Origin of the sequence: Enterobacter cloacae complex sp. 2022EL-00788 (genome assembly GCF_026627565.1) — a bacterium.
In the GTDB taxonomy this organism is placed as follows: domain Bacteria; phylum Pseudomonadota; class Gammaproteobacteria; order Enterobacterales; family Enterobacteriaceae; genus Enterobacter; species Enterobacter pasteurii.
The window spans coordinates 155,114-173,290 of record NZ_JAPNMC010000001.1 but is presented as its reverse complement, the minus strand read 5'-3'; the positions used below and the strand labels follow the sequence as shown (position 1 = coordinate 173,290).

At 54.1% G+C, this 18,177-nt stretch carries 13 protein-coding genes and 1 pseudogene; 10 read left to right on the top strand and 4 right to left on the bottom strand.

Annotated elements, in window-relative coordinates; genetic code table 11:
• The first annotated feature begins 38 nt into the window (after positions 1-38).
• Positions 39-3,713 (top strand): host specificity protein J, encoded by a 3,675-nt coding sequence (locus OWK27_RS00790; RefSeq protein WP_267589560.1) that lies wholly within the window; start codon positions 39-41, stop codon positions 3,711-3,713.
• Positions 3,714-3,766: 53 nt separating this feature from the next.
• On the top strand, positions 3,767-5,020 hold the full coding sequence (locus OWK27_RS00785) for a tail fiber domain-containing protein (protein WP_267589559.1): 1,254 nt from the start codon (positions 3,767-3,769) through the stop codon (positions 5,018-5,020).
• Between the two features lie 112 nt (positions 5,021-5,132).
• Here the strand turns inward: OWK27_RS00785 and OWK27_RS00780 are convergent, their stop codons facing one another.
• Complete coding sequence (locus tag OWK27_RS00780) at positions 5,133-5,435, bottom strand: hypothetical protein (protein WP_267589558.1); 303 nt, start codon at positions 5,433-5,435, stop codon at positions 5,133-5,135.
• Positions 5,436-5,902: 467 nt separating this feature from the next.
• On the opposite strand from OWK27_RS00780, the gene OWK27_RS00775 reads away from it, so the two are divergent.
• The 3 genes from OWK27_RS00775 to OWK27_RS00765 all read left to right on the top strand — a co-directional run bounded on the left by OWK27_RS00775 (position 5,903) and on the right by OWK27_RS00765 (position 8,763).
• On the top strand, positions 5,903-6,322 hold the full coding sequence (locus OWK27_RS00775; RefSeq protein ID WP_267589557.1) for a translesion error-prone DNA polymerase V autoproteolytic subunit: 420 nt from the start codon (positions 5,903-5,905) through the stop codon (positions 6,320-6,322).
• A 2-nt stretch (positions 6,323-6,324) separates the two neighbouring features.
• Positions 6,325-7,593, top strand: a complete 1,269-nt coding sequence (locus OWK27_RS00770; protein ID WP_267589556.1) for a Y-family DNA polymerase — start codon at positions 6,325-6,327, stop codon at positions 7,591-7,593.
• 447 nt (positions 7,594-8,040) lie between these two features.
• Complete coding sequence (locus tag OWK27_RS00765; protein WP_267589555.1) at positions 8,041-8,763, top strand: hypothetical protein; 723 nt, start codon at positions 8,041-8,043, stop codon at positions 8,761-8,763.
• Positions 8,764-8,905: 142 nt separating this feature from the next.
• Here the strand turns inward: OWK27_RS00765 and OWK27_RS00760 are convergent.
• Positions 8,906-9,576, bottom strand: a pseudogene (locus OWK27_RS00760) (SOS response-associated peptidase family protein).
• A 345-nt stretch (positions 9,577-9,921) separates the two neighbouring features.
• On the opposite strand from OWK27_RS00760, the gene OWK27_RS00755 reads away from it, so the two are divergent.
• From OWK27_RS00755 to OWK27_RS00745, 3 genes are all read left to right on the top strand, one after another.
• Positions 9,922-10,197 carry a metal/formaldehyde-sensitive transcriptional repressor gene (locus OWK27_RS00755; protein ID WP_176610369.1) on the top strand — a complete coding sequence of 92 codons (276 nt, stop codon included), beginning with the start codon at positions 9,922-9,924 and terminating at the stop codon, positions 10,195-10,197.
• A gap of 32 nt (positions 10,198-10,229) precedes the next feature.
• Positions 10,230-11,348, top strand: coding sequence for an S-(hydroxymethyl)glutathione dehydrogenase/class III alcohol dehydrogenase (locus OWK27_RS00750; RefSeq protein ID WP_148419490.1), 1,119 nt, complete (start codon positions 10,230-10,232; stop codon positions 11,346-11,348).
• A 159-nt stretch (positions 11,349-11,507) separates the two neighbouring features.
• Positions 11,508-13,199: a methyl-accepting chemotaxis protein gene (locus OWK27_RS00745; RefSeq protein WP_267589554.1), complete on the top strand. Its 1,692-nt coding sequence runs from the start codon at positions 11,508-11,510 to the stop codon at positions 13,197-13,199.
• A 41-nt stretch (positions 13,200-13,240) separates the two neighbouring features.
• On the opposite strand, the gene OWK27_RS00740 is transcribed toward OWK27_RS00745, so the two are convergent.
• The gene (locus OWK27_RS00740; protein WP_148419492.1) at positions 13,241-14,164 is read right to left on the bottom strand and encodes a LysR substrate-binding domain-containing protein; all 924 of its coding nucleotides are present in this window, start codon (positions 14,162-14,164) and stop codon (positions 13,241-13,243) included.
• Between the two features lie 227 nt (positions 14,165-14,391).
• Here OWK27_RS00740 and OWK27_RS00735 point away from each other — a divergent pair, with 227 nt between their 5' ends.
• A complete protein-coding gene (locus OWK27_RS00735; protein WP_267589553.1) occupies positions 14,392-15,735 on the top strand; it encodes a VOC family protein in 1,344 nt (447 codons plus the stop codon).
• Between the two features lie 42 nt (positions 15,736-15,777).
• A complete protein-coding gene (locus OWK27_RS00730) occupies positions 15,778-17,283 on the top strand; it encodes a carboxylesterase/lipase family protein (RefSeq protein WP_267589552.1) in 1,506 nt (501 codons plus the stop codon).
• Here OWK27_RS00730 and OWK27_RS00725 read toward each other — a convergent pair.
• On the bottom strand, positions 17,270-18,112 hold the full coding sequence (locus tag OWK27_RS00725) for a LysR family transcriptional regulator (protein ID WP_148419495.1): 843 nt from the start codon (positions 18,110-18,112) through the stop codon (positions 17,270-17,272). The genes OWK27_RS00730 and OWK27_RS00725 overlap by 14 nt on opposite strands.
• Positions 18,113-18,177: the final 65 nt, after the last annotated feature.

The window sequence follows — 18,177 nt, the reverse complement described above, 5'->3', positions numbered from 1 at the left end:
CTGGCCACCTTTTCGGTGGCCTTTTTTATGGGTGCAATATGAACTACTCATTCACGGAAATCCCGTATTCAGGAAGAAAGGGCGGTGGTGGAAGCGCGCGCACACCCGTTGAGCAACCAGACGATTTACTGTCTGAAGCCCGTTTAAAAATGCTGGTGGCCCTTTCTGAAGGTGAGATTCAGGGCAATTTGACTGCCCAGGATATTTACCTGAACGATACCCCACTGGCGAATGCTAACGGCACGTACAACTTTGAGGGCGTTACCTGGGAATTTCGTACCGGCACACAGGACCAGGAATACATTCCCGGCTTGCCTGAGGTGAATAACGAACTGGCGGTTGGGGTAGTCGTAAGTGAATCGGTATCGTGGACCCGACAGTTTACAAATCTGGCGCTTGATGCCGTCAGAATTAAGCTGAGTTTGCCAGTTCAGTACCGCTATAAGAATAACGGAGACATGGTTGGTACTGTAACCGAGTACGCCATTGACCTTTCAACCGATGGAGGGAACTGGCAGGAAGTAGTTAGGGGTAAATTTGACGGAAAAACCACGTCAGAGTATCAGCGGGATCACCGGATAAATTTTCCTAAGTCCTCTACCGGCTGGTCTGTTCGGGTTCGTCGCCTTACTCCTGATTCGACGGATTCAAAACTGGTTAACGGCTTTAGCGTCTTTTCTTTCGCTGAGGTAATCGACAGTAAGCTTCGATATCCCAATACCGCGCTGCTGTACATTGAGGTTAATGCCAGCCAGTTTAATGGATCTGCGCCGAAGATAACCTGTAAGCCTAAGGGCAAAATCATTCGCGTACCTGATAACTATGATTCCGTGTATCGCACCTACTCCGGTAGCTGGTCGGGCGGTTTTAAATGGGCGTACAGCAATAATCCTGCCTGGATTTTTTACGATCTCCTGCTTGATGAAATTTACGGTATGGGTTCGCGCATTGATGCCAGCATGGTTGATAAGTGGGAGCTTTACGAGATTGCACGATATTGCGATGAATCGGTTTCTGACGGCGCGGGCGGCACAGAACCGCGTTTCACCTGCAATGTGTTTATTCAGAGCCAGCAGGACGCCTACACGGTACTTAACGACCTGGCAGCGGTATTTCGCGGGATCACGTTCTGGGGCAACGAGCAGCTTTTTGTTAAAGCTGACGTGCCGCAGGATAATGTTGACTGGGTTTATACCGCGTCAAACGTTATCAACGGCGAATTCTCTTACGCTGGCGGCAGCTACAAAAAACGTTATTCCTCATGCCTGGTGTCATGGTCTGACCCTGTCAACCATTACAGCGACACGGTGGAAGGGGTCTATGACTCTGCCCTGGTTGAGCGTTACCAGATTAACCAGCTCACGCTTACGGCTATAGGCTGCACAAAACAGAGTGAGGCGCACCGACGCGGCCGCTGGGCGCTGCTGTCGAGCGTTAAAGACGGCTCAGTGACATTTGGTGTCGGGCTCGACGGCTACATACCGTTACCGTCGCAGGTGATAGGGGTTGCCGATCCGTTCCGTGCTGGTATCCAGAACGGAGGGCGTATGAAGTCGATTAAGGGGCGGGTCGTGACCCTCGATCGCGCCATTGACTATGAGGCCGGTGCTCGTCTGGTTATGAACATGCCTGATGGTACCACCCAGTCGCGCACCATTGAGGCCGTAGACAACGAAGAGCATACGGTAACCCTGACAACTGCATACAGCCAGACGCCCGTTTACGGAGCTGTATGGGCTATCGACAGCGACAAGGTAGCTATTCAGTATTTTAGGGTGATGTCTGTTGCCGCTAACGACGATGAAACAGGCGGTTTCACCATTTCGGCAATTCAGCACGACCCTGAGAAATATCGCTACATCGATGACGGCGTGCGTATCGAAAGCCCTCCGATCACAGTTACACCGATTAATGTTCTCAGTGCACCTGAAAACATTGTTATTCAGGAGACTGATTATGTCGCCCAGGGGCTGACTGTGGCGACGATGTATGTTTCCTGGAGTAAGGTAGATGGAGCTATCCGCTATATTGCACAGTGGCGTAAGGATAGCGGCGACTGGATAAACGTTCCGGTTACGAGCGCCCAGGGCTTCTCTGTTGAGGGGATTTATTCAGGCTCATACGATGTGAGGGTAAGGGCGCTAAATGCGCAGGAAACGTCATCACCGTGGGGCTATGCCGAAAATACTTTCCTCTCAGGTAAACAGGGCAAGCCAGGCACCCCGACCAACTTTCGCGCCACCGATAACGTTGTGTGGAATATCGACCTGGCATGGGGCTTTCCTGAAGGTTCAGGTGACACTGCTTATACGGAAATTGAGCGGGCCACCACGTCTGACTTCCAGAACCCTCAACAACTAACCTTGCTGGCCTATCCCTCAGCAACATATCAGCACGGACCAATGAAAGCAGGCGTAAGTCAGTGGTATCGCGCGAGGCTTGTTGATCGTATCGGTAACGTGGGCGACTGGACTGATTGGGTGAAAGGAGTTACCAATCAGGATGCTTCAGATTTGATTGGTGACATCGACGAGGAAATTCAAAACTCAGGAGTGTGGGATCACTTTAATCAGGGCATCAATTCGAATCTAGAAGCGAGCCTGAATAACTCGCTGGCCATAGGTAAGGTATCGTTCCGTCAATGGGAACAGTACGGCGAGGTTAAGGCCGAAATTCTGGTGGTGACCACCACCATTGCTGAAGTAGACAGAGCAATGGCTGAACTGACCACCAGTGTACGGGCCCAGTTTGAAACACAGGATGCGCATATTCTTGAGGTCAGGCAGGCCGCAGCAGATGCGCAGCAGGCAGTTTCTAAACTTGAAACATCAGTAAACGCCTCGATTGGCGAGCTTACCGCAGGAGTGAACCAGAAATTCGATTCATATGTTAAGTCAGACGGCACGGCTGCAGCGTTCTACACCCTGAATCTTGGTGTCGACAAGAACGGCGTGAAGTATAACTGTGGCATGGCCTTTGGGATCGAACCGCAATCAGGTGGTGGCTATAAATCGACCGTTATTTTTGCGGCTGATACTTTCGGTATCTATACAGGAAGTACACCAGGAAAATACGAGCTTGTTTTTGCTGTTGTGAATGGTCAGGCCATTCTGAAGGAAGCATTCATTGGTAACGGGACCATTACCAATGCCAAAATTGGCAACGAGATATACTCACTTAATTATGTGAAAGGAATTAGCGGATGGTACATCGGTAAAAATGGCGAGGCTGAGTTTAATAACGCAACGTTCAGAGGGACAGTATATGCAACAAACGGTCAATTCTCAGGGGTTATAGAAGCCAAGTCATTCATAGGCGATGTTGCTAATGGTTATGTATTTGCTGATACTGGAATGACTTCTGGCGCTGCAGCTGTAACTCGTTCTTTCAGATACACAGACAGCGCCACAACAGCATTAGATAAGCAGATATTAGTCATGTGTATGATTGATTCATATAAGCCATCTAAAGCCGGTGTAGGACAGGTCACAGTTACTATAGGCGGCGTATCAAAACAGTTTGTAATTCAGTTAGGGAATGAAGGTGTTTCCGCCTACAGTACGACGGATTGCGCCGCCATTATTTTTTCTGCCAGAACGTCAGCAAGAATTGTGGATTGTTCAATCTCTGCAAAATCAGACGGTGGGGGCGTTGCAATAAAATCGCCGTCGATGTTAATCATGCGCGGTTCTGGTTCATTCACCCAACTGTAATTATTAATTCTCTATATCCCGCCAGTGAGCGGGATTTTTTATGGGGTAAGACAATGGCTAACGGCACTATTAATTTAGTGAATAACTCAACGGCATTAACTGGCGTGGGTTCCAAATTCCTTACAGAGGTAACACCCGGTGATTTCATCTACGTCGAAGTCGGGACAGTTCCTTACACGTTACCTGTTGATAAGGTAAGCAGTGATACAAGCATTACGCTATTGCGTAAATTTACCGGTCCTACAATTAACGGTATCGCATGGACATTAATTCCGCGCCGCGCTCAAAACTCTGTCGCGTCCGCGCTTTCTGACCAGGTGGCTGAGGCCATACGGTTATCATTGAATAATGAAAATAACTGGCAGAAGTTATTAACTGAAAACGGTAATGTAACAATAACTCGTCCTGATGGTTCATCATATACAGGGCCGTCATGGGTGTATCTTTTAAGTAAACTAGGTGATACAGCGACGGCAGGATTTGGAAGTATCGAGGTTGGTGAAAAAAAACCATCATCTGCAAGCTATATTGATTTCCATTATCTAGGAACTAATGATTATGATGCTCGCATCCTGTGCGGTGGCAATTCTCATGGAGGGATGGGGAAAGGGGATTTCACTTTCTATGCTGGAAAATACACTTTTATCGGTGACAGTTTTGAGTTCCGTAATCCTATCACCTGCCAGAACAGCATAACTGCCTCAGGCACCATTAACGCCGGTGGCTCATTAAGAGCCGTAACATCATCAAACGTATGGGCTTCCAGCGATACACAGAACGCCCACGTGTGGTTTTACGGTGCGGGAGGGAATTCATCTCGCGGGGTTATCTATGCTGGCAAAGATGGCTCAATTCGCCTAAGACCTGATAATAACGATAATGGTGGTGCAAATGGCTATAGCTTCACATTCGGAGCTGATGGCAAGTTTACCTGCGTAACGATGAACCAGACATCAGATGCTAGAGCAAAATTCTACGCAAATCAGATAAATGATCCACTTACGAAGCTGAAAATGCTTAATGGAATCGCATATTCCATGAATGTTACGCCAGAAATCACCGCGCGCAGTGCTGGACTTTACGCGCAGGAGGTTGCGGAGGTTTTGCCAGAAGCAGTCATAAAGGCTGGTGGTGAAGTCTACGACAAGCAGGGAAATCCAATTGAGGATCCGTTAAGCGTGAACTATTCAGCTCTCTCTGCGCTATATGTGGAAGGATTCAAGGCGCTAATAAGCAAGGTGGAGGAGTTGGAGGGCACTGTAGAGGCGTTAAAGGCGGCGGCTGTCGCAGTTCAGGCGATAAAATGATAGCTAAGGATCCTTTCTGGATCTTTTTCTTGTCAATTCCAGGGGGAAAAAACAAGGCGTCTAAAGTAAAAACGGCTTGCACAGTTAGCTTAGACAAAAAATCAGCGAGAAATTATTGGCGACGCATAGGTGCAAGATTAGCGCTTAGCACATGCCCGGCACTCTTTGCCCTGACAAGTTTTAGCGTTCCATAGTGAAGCACGGGGAATAGCATCTCTCTCCCGGTAGAACGATTAGGAATGTAAACTATATCCAGCAGAAACTGAGCAGCCAGCCTTTCCATAACTCTGTCATAGCTCTCCAGTGATTCACACAATGCCAGGCAGGCTTCACGTCTTGATACTGGGTCATCCTTTCCAAATCCATCACAAAGTAACTGAAGAACTGCAGCGCACAACGTCATATCAGCTTCCATGGCTACCCTCCCTGGGCTTTCCGTGCCTAAGTGAAATTGTATGGAAGCATAACCATTCTAAATGAAAGGTTAATGAGAGGTTTAGCTAGGAAAAGTCATATACATTAAGTGGAGGAACAAGATAATTTAAGTGAACCTTCAACGGGGTAGTTTGCGTTAAAGTATTGAGAAATCAATCACAAATATTTCCGTGACAACCTTAAGGCTGGTATCTATAAAGTAACTACCCACCACGGAAATGGTGCGTATTTTCAAGGATTTTCCTCATTTCTTACGGGGCCTGGCTGATGTCGGCAGGCACCCGGATTTTTGCTTTCCAACTGCAAAAATTTACAAATCAAAATTTCCTACAGCGGCGCGATGTTATAAACGAAGCGGCGAAATAACAATCAAATAAAAATGTATCGGCTTGATCTGTTCGCTCGCAAAAACTACTGTATATAAAAACAGTGCTTGAGGCGCATGCAATGGAATTCACCAGGCCAGCAGAACTGCGAGAAATTATCGCTCTTCCGCTTTTCAGCGACTTAGTACAGTGTGGTTTCCCGAGCCCAGCTGCTGACTACGTTGAACAACGTATCGATCTCAATGAGTTACTAGTGTCCCACCCAAGCTCGACGTATTTCGTCAAGGCTGCAGGCGACTCGATGATTGAGGCAGGGATCAGCGACGGCGATCTGCTTGTGGTGGACAGCTCTCGGAATGCTGCGCATGGTGATATCGTTATCGCCGCGGTAGAAGGGGAGTTTACAGTTAAGCGCCTGCAGCTACGCCCGACCGTCCAGCTCATTCCAATGAATAGCGCGTACTCACCGATAATTGTCGGCAGCGAGGACACGCTCGACGTTTTCGGCGTCGTGACTTTCATCGTTAAATCTGCGAGCTGAATATGTTTGCTCTCTGTGATGTGAATTCGTTCTATGCATCATGCGAGACTGTATTCAGGCCGGACCTGAGAGGGCGGCCGGTTGTCGTTCTCTCAAATAATGATGGCTGTGTAATCGCACGCAGCGCAGAAGCAAAAGCGGTCGGAATTACTATGGGGGAGCCATTCTTCAAGCAAAAGGAACTTTTCCGGCGCGCTGGCGTTGTTTGCTTCAGCAGCAACTATGAGCTTTACGCCGACATGTCGAACCGGGTAATGACGACGCTTGAGGAAATGAGCCCCCGCGTCGAAATTTACAGTATCGATGAAGCTTTTTGTGATCTGACCGGAGTGCGAAACTGCCGGGACCTGACGGAGTTTGGCAAAGAGATCCGCGCGACGGTTCTTAAGCGTACACACTTGACGGTTGGGGTTGGCATTGCGCAGACCAAAACACTCGCTAAGCTGGCCAACCATGCCGCCAAGAAATGGCAGCGCCAGACCGGCGGAGTAGTTGATTTATCGAACATCGATCGCCAGCGCCGACTCCTTGCCCTGGTACCCATTGAGGACGTATGGGGCGTTGGCAGCCGCATCAGTAAGAAGCTTAACGCCATGGGCATTAAAACGGCTCTGGACCTCTCAGAACAAAGCACATGGATTATTCGCAAACACTTCAATGTCGTGCTGGAGCGAACCGTTCGGGAGTTGCGCGGCGAGCCTTGTCTTGAGCTGGAAGAGTTTGCGCCAGCAAAGCAGGAAATCGTATGCAGCCGGTCTTTTGGCGAACGCGTTACCGAGTATGAACAGATGCGTCAGGCCATCTGCACCTATGCTGCCCGCGGTGCTGAAAAACTTCGTGGTGAGCATCAGTATTGCCGCTTTATCTCTGCATTCGTGAAAACCTCTCCATTCGCGCTTAACGAGCCGTATTACGGTAACAGTGCGTCCATTAAGCTTCTTATCCCCACTCAGGATTCTCGCGACATAATAAACGCCGCGGTAAAATGCTTGGACAAAATCTGGAAGGATGGCCATCGGTACCAGAAAGCTGGAATTATGATGGGTGATTTCTTCAGTCAGGGGGTAGCCCAGCTCAACTTGTTCGATGAAAACGCGCCGCGGCCCGGTAGTGATAAACTGATGGAGGTTCTTGATCAACTCAATTCCAGAGACGGCAGAGGAACGCTCTACTTTGCCGGGCAGGGCATTCAGCAACAGTGGCAGATGAAGCGAGAAATGCTGTCGCCTCGATATACGACGAGATATACAGATCTGCTAAGAGTCCGATAAGTATTCCTGATGTCTTGGTCCGCTTTGTGCCAGCAGCGGACACTAATGAATACATTATGCGTTCGACAGTTACAGCTGTTTCAATCAGCGTGACGATTCACTATGAGTGCCATTGATCAAATGTAAATACGCATCATCGCAGCACCATTTATATTGACCCTTTAATTTTCTCAATGTAATTTAATCTAAAGTTATTTTTTATAGTGAATAAAGTGTTAAAGAGTTGGTGGTTTTGTAGGGACTTATACTGGTGTCGTGGACTTTCTGGTTAAGGTGATCATTGTGAAAGGAAGCGAGGTCGCGGATTATACCGCTGTTAATTCATATCAGAGCTATAAAGCAAAAGACAAGGTTTATAACGATATGGAACTAGGCGCTGAAACTTGGATAGGCGGTTATCAGCACAATATCACCTACTCCACTATTTGGATGCAAAGTAGATAGTCCATGGATACTAAACTGAATAAGTTCATGCAATTGGCGTTTAACAACTCCAGTGCCAATGAGGCCGCGCAAGCATTAAAAATGCTTGCTGCTGCGATGCAGGAGCAGTGCATAAACCCGGCCAGCTTATTGCAAATTAAGAGCGACTCCGCCAGCAGCGTTTTGGTTGCTGAGTTGCGTCGTGAGCTTTCCATTCTCAAAGCAGATTACAACGGCATGATAGACCGTTATAACACCGTTGTACGCGCCCATAAGGCACGCGGCGAGAAAATTGCAGCTCTCGAGTTGTCGTTGTCCGAAAATGGTATTGCTGCGGGACAAAAGGCCGCAGAGACGCAGCAGGAAGCATCTTTCTCATCAGAGGGATCTATTGCTGATCAGATCCGCAAAATGAAGAGCGGCACGGCGGATCTAGCTAACCATCCGAAAGCAAAGGCCACGAGGCGCCTGTCAGATGAGTTGGCTGCGCAGAATGAGCAGTTTAAAGGGCGTTGGAACTACCAAGAACCCAGCCAGACCAGCAAGTATGGTGATGCACATTATTGCTATGACTACGGCGACACCTTACATATGTGGATATGTAAATCGGAAAATAACGACGGATTTTCAGTAAGTATCGCGACCTTTGGCCCACGTGGAGGCAAAAAGGGCAGTACATATAAATCTTTTAACGACGAAGCTTCATTGATGAACTGGTTATTGAAAGAGTGGGGGGTGTTGAAGTGAAACGTCTTACCATGAATAAAAGTACTTACGCGGATGACTGTGGTTAAATGTGTAGCATCGATGACTTAAGCGACATTGTCTTTTATACCAGATGAATGGCTGCTCCTCGCTCATTGCAGACGCGTCTGGTCTCTTTTACTTTTCATTGTAACGCCTCGATTAGCTCCGGCCCCTGGTTCTTCACATTACCCACGGCGCGCGTCACGGCGTGCCAGATAAACTTGTCAGCTGGCACAGTACCGTCTGCGGCTATCTCCTCAGCTTCTTTCCCGCCTATATCTTGGTGCATCCACTCCCGGGCGGCTTCTGGCGACAAAACAAGTGGCCGACGGTCGTGAATATCGACCAGGCCTTTGTCAGCTGCAGACGTAACTATCAGGAAGCCTTCTGCATCATCGCCGCGCTCAAATGGCGTGCTGCCGATCGCTGCCATGAATATTGGTTGTCCGTCGGCGCGGTGAATGAAGTAGGGCTGTTTCTTGTCGCCTTCTTTTTTCCATTCGAACCAGCCATCCGCAAAACAGATCGCCCGGCCATGCTGCCAGAGAGGCTTAAACATTCGGCTGGTGGCCGCGGTCTCGACGCGCGCGTTAATTAATGGCGGCTTATCCCACCACCCGGGGGCATAGCCCAGAACACCGGATCGAGGTGCAGTTGTTCGTCGCGTTCGCTCAACAGCAGAACTTTGGTGCCAGGCGCGACGTTGTACCGGCCAATTGGTTCCGGGTCGTATGCGATGTCGCGATCGGCTTCATCGGCCAAGTAAGCAAGATATTCTTCACGGGTTTGGGCTTGTGCAAAACGTCCACACATAGAAACCTCCAGTCAGTCAGACTGAAAGTATAGGGCAGGGAGAAAAAGTAGCGCGCGCTGGTTAAGTCTTACAAACGGATTCGGGGTGATTATGCTGATCAGCTTGAGATGCGTAAAGCGGAGGTTTTCGAAACTGGAAGGAGCTACGCAAAAGCGTGAATTTTGGGGGCAAATTTGGGGGCAAAATACGCTTTGGGGGCAATATAGGGGCAGTAAAAAGTCCTTTTATGTCCGATAGTGCCTTTTGTGTATACCGAGTAAGTGACTGATAACCATATAAAACTTAATGTTTACATAAAGTTGCTTTAAGATATACAATACCCCCCTATAGTATAAGGAGGGCATATGCCACATTCACCTGAAGACAAAAAACGTATCCTCACGCGAGTGCGCCGTATTCGGGGCCAGGTCGATGCCCTCGAACGCGCCCTGGAATCGGGCGAGCCCTGCCTGGCTATCCTCCAGCAGATCGCGGCCGTACGCGGTGCGGCGAATGGCCTGATGGGGGAGATGGTCGAAATTCACCTCAAAGATGAGCTGGTAGCGGGAGAGACAACCCCGGATCAGCGGGCCGCGCGTATGGCAGAAGTCGGCCATTTGCTGCGCTCTTATCTAAAATAAACCCACACACCACACAACAGGGGAAAGACATTATGAAATCTCGCGCAGCTGTCGCGTTTGGCCCAGGCCAGCCGTTGAAGATTGTTGAAATTGATGTGGCGCCGCCAAAAAAAGGCGAAGTGCTGATCAAGATCACCCATACGGGCGTCTGCCATACCGATGCGTTTACACTGTCCGGCGAGGATCCGGAAGGGGTATTCCCGGCGGTGCTCGGGCACGAAGGGGGCGGCGTGGTGGTGGAAGTGGGTGAAGGCGTGACCAGCCTTAAGCCCGGCGACCACGTGATCCCGCTGTACACCGCGGAGTGCGGCGAGTGTAAGTTCTGTAAATCCGGCAAAACCAACCTCTGTCAAGCCGTACGCGCCACCCAGGGCAAAGGCCTGATGCCGGACGGCACCACCCGTTTCTCCTACAACGGTGAGCCAATCTATCACTACATGGGCACCAGCACCTTCAGCGAATATACGGTCTGCGCGGAGATCTCGCTGGCGAAAGTCAACCCGCAGGCGCCGCTGGATAAAGTCTGCCTGCTCGGCTGCGGTGTGACTACCGGTATCGGCGCGGTGCATAACACGGCGAAGGTAAAAGAGGGCGACACCGTGGCGGTGTTCGGCCTCGGCGGCATCGGCCTGGCGGTTATCCAGGGCGCGGTACAGGCGAAGGCGGGCCGTATCATTGCCGTTGATACCAACCCGGAGAAGTTCAGGCTGGCGGGTGAAATGGGCGCGACCGACTTTGTTAACCCGAAAGACTACGACAGGCCGGTTCAGGAGGTGATTGTTGAGCTGACCGACGGCGGCGTGGACTTCAGCTTTGAATGTATCGGCAACGTCAACGTGATGCGCTCGGCGCTGGAGTGCTGCCATAAGGGCTGGGGCGAGAGCATTATCATCGGCGTGGCCGGGGCTGGTCAGGAGATCAAAACCCGTCCGTTCCAGCTGGTGACGGGGCGCGTCTGGCGCGGCTCGGCATTTGGCGGCGTGAAGGGCCGTACGCAGCTGCCGGGAATGGTTGAAGATGCCATGGCGGGCAAAATTCAGCTCGATCCGTTTATCACCCACCGCCTGCCGCTGGATCGGATCAACGAAGCGTTCGATCTGATGCACGAAGGTAAATCCATTCGTACCGTTATTCACTTCGGCGACAACTAATTATTCTGCCAGCGGTTTTTGCCGCTGGCCTTTCTTCCCTGAACTTCTCTAAAGTGTGACCTGTCTGGCGCTTTTAGGCGTAATCTAATCCCCGGCCGTGCCGATGACTATTTTACAGGCGTGTTTTTACGCATCTTACCTATAAGAGAGTCGACGGTCATGGACAACACAACATCAATGCAGGCGCAGCACAGGCTGAGCTTTCTGCATCACATCCGGCTGGTTCCGCTGTTTTCCTCCATTCTCGGTGGCATTATTCTCCTGTTTGCATTGAGCTCGGGCCTGGCGGGCTATTTCCTGCTTCAGGCCGACAACGATCAGCAGGACGTCACGGCAGAAATCCAGGTGCGTACCGGCCTATCGAACAGCTCTAACCATTTACGCACCGCCCGCATCAACATGATCCACGCCGGGGCGGCGAGCCGTATTGCGGAAATGGAGGCGATGAAGCAAAACATCGCCGAGGCCGAAACCCGCCTGAAGCAATCGCAGGATGGATTTGCCGCCTATATGAAGCGCACCGTTCGCACTCCGGCGGATGAAGCGCTGGATGGCGATCTGAAAGCCCGCTACGACGCCTACATTGCCGGCATGCAGCCGATGCTTAAATACGCCAAAAACGGCATGTTTGAAGCCATCATCAACCATGAGAACGAAACCGCGCGCCCGCTGGACGATGCCTATAACGCGGTGTTGCTGAAGGCGATAAAAATTCGCACCGACCGCGCAAACGCCCTGACGGCGCAGGCACACACCCGCACCCGGTTAGGTCTGATCTTCATGTTCGGCGCCTTTGGGCTGTCGCTGGCGCTGGCGGTGATTACCTTTGTGGTGCTGCGCCGCACGGTGATTAACCCGCTGCAGCGAGCCGCGACGCGCATCGGGAATATCGCGAAGGGTGATTTAACCCTGCCGGACGAACCGACCGGGCGCAGCGAAATCGGCCGCCTGACGCACGATCTGCAAACCATGCAGCACGCGCTGGTCAGCACCGTGAGCACCGTGCGGCAGGGGGCGGAGGAGATCTACCGGGGTACCAGCGAGATTTCTGCCGGAAATACCGATCTCTCTTCCCGCACCGAGCAGCAGGCGGCGGCCATCGAACAGACGGCCGCCAGCATGGAACAGCTCACCGCGACGGTGAAGCAGAACGCCGATAACGCGCACCATGCGAGCAAACTCGCGGAAGATGCCTCCGGTAAGGCCAGCCGCGGGGGACAGATGGTCTCCGGCGTGGTGAAAACCATGGGCAACATCTCCACCAGCTCGAAGAAGATCTCTGAAATTACCGCCGTGATTAACAGCATCGCTTTCCAGACCAATATTCTGGCGCTCAACGCGGCGGTAGAAGCGGCGCGTGCGGGCGAGCAGGGGCGCGGCTTTGCGGTGGTGGCGAGCGAAGTCCGTACGCTGGCCAGCCGCAGCGCGAACGCCGCGAAGGAGATTGAAAGCCTGATTAGTGAATCGGTGTCGCTTATCGATCAGGGATCCGGCGAGGTGGTTGCCGCGGGCAATACCATGAATGAGATCGTGGAGGCGGTTAAGCGCGTCACCGATATCATGCTGGAGATTGCGGCGGCGTCCGACGAGCAGAGCCGCGGCATTGTTCAGGTGAGCCAGGCGATTTCCGAGATGGATAAAGTGACGCAGCAGAACGCCTCGCTGGTGGAGGAAGCCTCCGCGGCGGCGGCATCGCTTGAAGAGCAGGGCGCACGTCTGACCGAAGCCGTCGGGGCATTTCGTCTCGCCGGCTCGCGCGCAGGACGGCCCGCGACCGCTGCCCCGGCGGTAAAAACCGCGCCGCTGGCTCCGGCGGCTGCCGTTTCAGGGGATAACTGGGAAACGTTTTAGGTCAAAAAAACCCGCCTTCGCGGCGGGTTCTGAGCATCGCGTCAGAGAGGCATTGATTTTCGAATGGCGCTTAGCAGCGTTTGAGCGCCGTCGGAAAGCGGGGCGTCTACCCGCGTCAGGATCCCGATCGGTTCTCCCGCTCCGGGCGACGTGACCGGCAGCGCCGTAAGCACGCCGCGACGCAGATCGTCCTTCACCGCGCCGGACGGCACAAACCACACGTAGTCATAATCTACCGTGAGCTGGCGCGACAGCGACGCCGAAAGCGTTTCAATACACCCTGAAGGAAGCGTGCAGCCCTGCATTTGCAGCAGCGCTTCCGCATTCTGGCGCGGAACGGTCCCCTTGGGTGAGACCACCACCGGCCACTCCATGACGCGGCTCAGGGTCACGGTATCCTGCAGCAGCGGATGGTTTGGACGCACCACCAGCTTCAGTGATTCCAGGAACAGCAGCTCGTAGTTAAGGCCGCTCATCAGCTCCGGGTCGGACATCCGGCCGATACCCAGATCCAGCTCGCCCGACTTCAGCCCAGCCAGCAGCATGGTGTTATTCATGGTCGCCACCTGAAGCGTGGCGTGCTTTTGCTGCCTGTGGAACTGGCCAATCGCGGCGGGAAGAATGCCCAGCGCCGCGGTGGGAAGTGCCCCCACGCGCACGATGTCGCTGGCAGGCTCTTCTTTGCGGTTCAGCGCCTGACCGGCGGTGTTGAGGGCATCCAGAACCTTAACGGCATGCGTCAGAAACTGTTCGCCCATAAGCGTAAGCTGCGCGCCCAGGCGACCGCGATCGAACAGCCGGGTTCCGGTAAGCTGTTCCAGTTCGTTCAGCGTTTTTGAAAGCGCGGGCTGGCTGAGGTTAAGGGTTTCAGCCGCTCGCCCCAGCGTTCCCTGTTGAGCGACGGCTACAAAAGTATGCAAATGGCGCAAGCGTATGCGCTGACTGAAAAGAGCATTTTTTTCCATAGGCGATGTTAAAAACAGAGCGACGCAGGTGACAAGTTAAGATGTTTGAATTTGATAACCTGATAGCAAAATATTTTTAACATTTGATCTATTTGAGTTACAACCGTTTTTCGAAAATGCCCATGCTTTGACCACTCGTCTGTCTGGATCACAATTCGTAAATTCTTCCCGACGAAAGGAACGGGCTTCTCTACACTCCAGGTAGTATTCACTGGAGGCATGACATCATGGCGAACACCATCACGGCTGATGATATTCGGGAACACTTTTCGCAGGCTATGTCGGCGATGTACCAGCAGGAAGTTCCGCAGTACGGCACGCTGCTGGAACTGGTGGCGGACGTTAACCTGGCGGTTCTGGAAAATAACCCACTTTTACATGAACAACTGGCAAATGCGGACGAGCTGGCGCGCCTGAATGTTGAACGTCACGGTGCGATCCGCGTCGGCACCGCGCAGGAGCTTTCCACCCTGCGCCGGATCTTCGCCATTATGGGCATGTACCCGGTCAGCTATTACGATCTCTCCCAGGCAGGCGTTCCCGTCCACTCGACGGCGTTTCGTCCGGTTGAGGATGCCGCGCTGTGCCGCAATCCGTTTCGCATTTTCACTTCGCTGCTGCGCCTGGAGTTAATCGGGAACGCTGAGCTGCGCGAAAGGGCGGCGGAGATCCTCTCCCGCCGCAACATCTTTACGCCGCGCTGCCTTGAGCTGCTCGACCTGCATGACGCGCAGGGACACTTTACCGGGGCGCAGGCGCGGGAATTTGTGCAGGAGGCGCTGGAAACCTTCCGCTGGCACCGCCACGCGACGGTCGACAGGGAAACCTACCTGGCGCTGAGCAACGAACACCGCCTGATCGCCGACGTGGTCTGCTTCCCGGGTTGCCATATTAACCATCTCACGCCGCGCACGCTGGATATCGACCGGGTGCAGGAGCTGATGCCGAAATACGGTATTGAGCCGAAAATTCTGATTGAAGGGCCGCCGCGTCGCGAGGTGCCGATCCTCCTGCGCCAGACCAGCTTTAAGGCGCTGGAAGAGCCGGTGCTTTTTGCGGGTGAACATAAGGGAACCCATACCGCGCGTTTCGGTGAAATTGAGCAGCGCGGCGTGGCGCTAACGCCGAAAGGCCGCGAGCTGTACGATAGCCTGTTGAATCAGGCGGGGACCGGCAAAGACAACCTGGCCCATCAGCTTCACCTGCGCGAGGTATTCAGCGCCTTCCCGGACAGCGAAATGTTCCTGCGCCGCCAGGGGCTGGCCTACTTCCGCTATCGTCTGACCCCGACAGGCGAGGCGCATCGCCACGCGTTTCGTGCAGGTGACGATCCGCAGCCGCTGATCGAGCGCGGCTGGGTCGTGGCGCAGCCTATCACCTATGAGGATTTTCTGCCGGTCAGCGCGGCGGGGATATTCCAGTCGAATCTCGGCAACGAAACGCAGGCGCGCAGCCACGGTAATGCCAGCCGCAACGCCTTCGAAGCGGCGCTGGGCTGTGCGGTGTATGACGAGTTTTCGCTTTACCAGGAGGCGGAACAGCGCAGTAAACAGCGTTGCGGTTTGCTCTGAAAACGTTACTCTGCTGGGGTGTGTTGGAAAAAGAAGGTTGATATGGAAAATCCCTCCGCCCCTGTAGTTGAAACGCGCCTGGGCGCACTGATTGGTTTTACTGAAGACGATACCCACGCGTGGTGCGGCATTCCGTATGCGGCACCGCCGGTTGGCCCGTGGCGCTGGCGCTCCCCGCGACCCGCTCCGTGCTGGGACGGCATGCGCCAGGCGACGTCGTTCTCCTCCTCCAGCTGGCAGAGCAGCGAAGGATGCCAGGAGCTGGGCGGCGGCGATCCCGGCCAGTTCTCTGAAGACTGCCTGTATCTCAACGTCTGGTCGCCCGCGTCGCGCACCGCTCCGCTGCCGGTGATGGTCTGGCTGCACGGCGGCGGGTTTACCCTCGGCGCGGGCGGGCTTCCTCCCTATAACGGCAGGGCGCTGGCGAGGCGCGGCGCGGTGGTTGTGACCATCAACTACCGACTCGGACACCTCGGCTTTTTTGCCCATCCGGCGCTGGAGGGGGAAGAGGAGCACGTGGTGCATAATTTTGCCCTACTCGATCAGATCGAAGCCCTGAGGTGGGTGCGGGATAACATCGCCGCGTTCGGCGGCGACCCCGACAACATCACCCTGTTCGGCGAGTCCGCCGGCGCGCGCAGCGTGCTGTCGCTGCTGGCTTCTCCGCTGGCGGAAGGGCTGTTCCATAAGGCCATTGTGCAAAGCGGGTATACCCTGCCGGACACGCCGCGTGAGCAGGCGATGCGAAAAGGCGAAGCCATTGCCGCCCATTTCGGCTTTGAAAACGCCACCGCAGAGCAGCTTCGCGCGATCCCTCCTGAGGCGTTCTGGCCGCTTACCGCGCCGCTGAATATCGCCCCCGCGCCCATCGTGGGTGACTGCGTGCTGCCGGAAGCCATGCTCGACGTCTTCTTCGCGGCCCGTCAGCACCCGGTCCCGGTGATGGTGGGGTCGAACAGCGACGAAGCCAGCGTGATGTCGGTGTTTGGCGTCGATCTGGCCGGGCAAATCCAGAAGCTCCGCCGCGAGCGGCGCTTTGGCCTCGGGCTGATAAAGCTGCTCTATCCGGGCGTGAGGGGCGACGAGGAGTTGGGCAGGCAGGTGTGCCGCGATATGGCCTTTACCACCATGGGATACGTGGTGATGCAGGCGCAGCAGCGGGCGGGGGGCCTGTGCTGGCGCTACTGGTTTGATTATGTGGCCGAAGCGGAACACGCGACGTACGTTAACGGCGCCTGGCACGGCAACGAGGTGCCTTACGTGTTCGACACCCTCGGGCAGGTTGAGCCCTCGCGACAGTACGTGAACGAACGCGATCTGGCCTTCGCCGCTCAGGTGGCGGACTACTGGGTGAGCTTCGCGCGGGACGCGGGGAAACGTGACAGCCTGGCAGGACCGACGCGCTGGCCGGCCTGCCGCAAGGGGCGGGATGTACTGTTACGCATCGGCGTGAATAAACATGCAGGGTTCAGGCTTGAAAACCGCTTTATGCGCGCCCGCATGAGCCTCTTCAGGCGGGTGGTGAAACACCACGTCAGCCTCGACTGATCAGACAGTCACGAAACGCATCCAGCCCGTTCTCCGGGCCGGGTGCTTCACGCAATACCAGCCGGTAGCTCGCGCCGGTCCTGATGCTCGTATCGTAAGGCCGCATCAGCCGCCCGGCGCGCACGTCCTCTTCCACCAGCGTTTCATCCGCAATGGCGACGCCCAACCCCTGAATGGCGGCCGTAATAGCCAGATCCATGGTATCGAAGTGTTGATTTTTAAGCATGGCTTGCGCCGGGCGCGGCTGTTTCGCCAGCCACAGCGACCAGTCCGTTTTGTCACGCGTCGGGTGAAGAAAGGTGAGCGTTTCCAGCGCCGAACCGGCCCGCAGCGGGCTCATTACCGGGGTCAACGCCTCCTCGAACAGCAGATCGCCCGCGCTCATGTGCGTGCCAAACACAATCGCCGCATCGTAGGATTCGGTTTTGAAGTTGACGTTATGATCGTTGGTGGTGGTAAGCGCAATTTGCAGGTCCGGCTGCTCGCGCTCCACCTTCAGCAGGCGAGGAACCAGCCAGCGCATGGCGCAGGTTGGGGCCTTCAGGCGAATGACGGTCTGGTGCGCCCGAGCCTGCTCGGCCACGTTCAGCAGCTGCTCAAACGCGGACTGTAGCTCCGGCAGCAGGGCGCTTCCCTGGGAGGAGAGGCGCAGGCCGCGCGCATGGCGTTCAAAAAGCGGGAACCCAAACCAGCCCTCCAGCGCTGCGATTTTACGGCTTACCGCCCCCTGCGTAAGGCAAAGCTCCTTCGCGGCGTGGGTCAGGTTCAGGTGACGCGCGGTCACCAGGAAAGCCTCTACGGCATTGAGCGGAAACGAACGACGCGACATACCCCACCTTAGCTATGCGTTTTAGTCATGGCTATTATGACAACAATTCGGTTGTCCCGACAGCG

Bases quoted from the DNA above. Each gene is read 5' to 3' on its own strand.
- OWK27_RS00735 (WP_267589553.1), top strand. From the start codon at position 14,392: ATGGCGAACACCATCACGGCTGATGATATTCGGGAACACTTTTCGCAG.
- OWK27_RS00750 (WP_148419490.1), top strand. From the start codon at position 10,230: ATGAAATCTCGCGCAGCTGTCGCGTTTGGCCCAGGCCAGCCGTTGAAG.
- OWK27_RS00725 (WP_148419495.1), bottom strand. From the start codon at position 18,112: ATGTCGCGTCGTTCGTTTCCGCTCAATGCCGTAGAGGCTTTCCTGGTG.
- OWK27_RS00765 (WP_267589555.1), top strand. From the start codon at position 8,041: ATGGATACTAAACTGAATAAGTTCATGCAATTGGCGTTTAACAACTCC.
- OWK27_RS00745 (WP_267589554.1), top strand. From the start codon at position 11,508: ATGGACAACACAACATCAATGCAGGCGCAGCACAGGCTGAGCTTTCTG.
- OWK27_RS00775 (WP_267589557.1), top strand. From the start codon at position 5,903: ATGGAATTCACCAGGCCAGCAGAACTGCGAGAAATTATCGCTCTTCCG.
- OWK27_RS00780 (WP_267589558.1), bottom strand. From the start codon at position 5,435: ATGGAAGCTGATATGACGTTGTGCGCTGCAGTTCTTCAGTTACTTTGT.
- OWK27_RS00770 (WP_267589556.1), top strand. From the start codon at position 6,325: ATGTTTGCTCTCTGTGATGTGAATTCGTTCTATGCATCATGCGAGACT.
- OWK27_RS00785 (WP_267589559.1), top strand. From the start codon at position 3,767: ATGGCTAACGGCACTATTAATTTAGTGAATAACTCAACGGCATTAACT.
- OWK27_RS00730 (WP_267589552.1), top strand. From the start codon at position 15,778: ATGGAAAATCCCTCCGCCCCTGTAGTTGAAACGCGCCTGGGCGCACTG.
- OWK27_RS00790 (WP_267589560.1), top strand. From the start codon at position 39: ATGAACTACTCATTCACGGAAATCCCGTATTCAGGAAGAAAGGGCGGT.
- OWK27_RS00755 (WP_176610369.1), top strand. From the start codon at position 9,922: ATGCCACATTCACCTGAAGACAAAAAACGTATCCTCACGCGAGTGCGC.
- OWK27_RS00740 (WP_148419492.1), bottom strand. From the start codon at position 14,164: ATGGAAAAAAATGCTCTTTTCAGTCAGCGCATACGCTTGCGCCATTTG.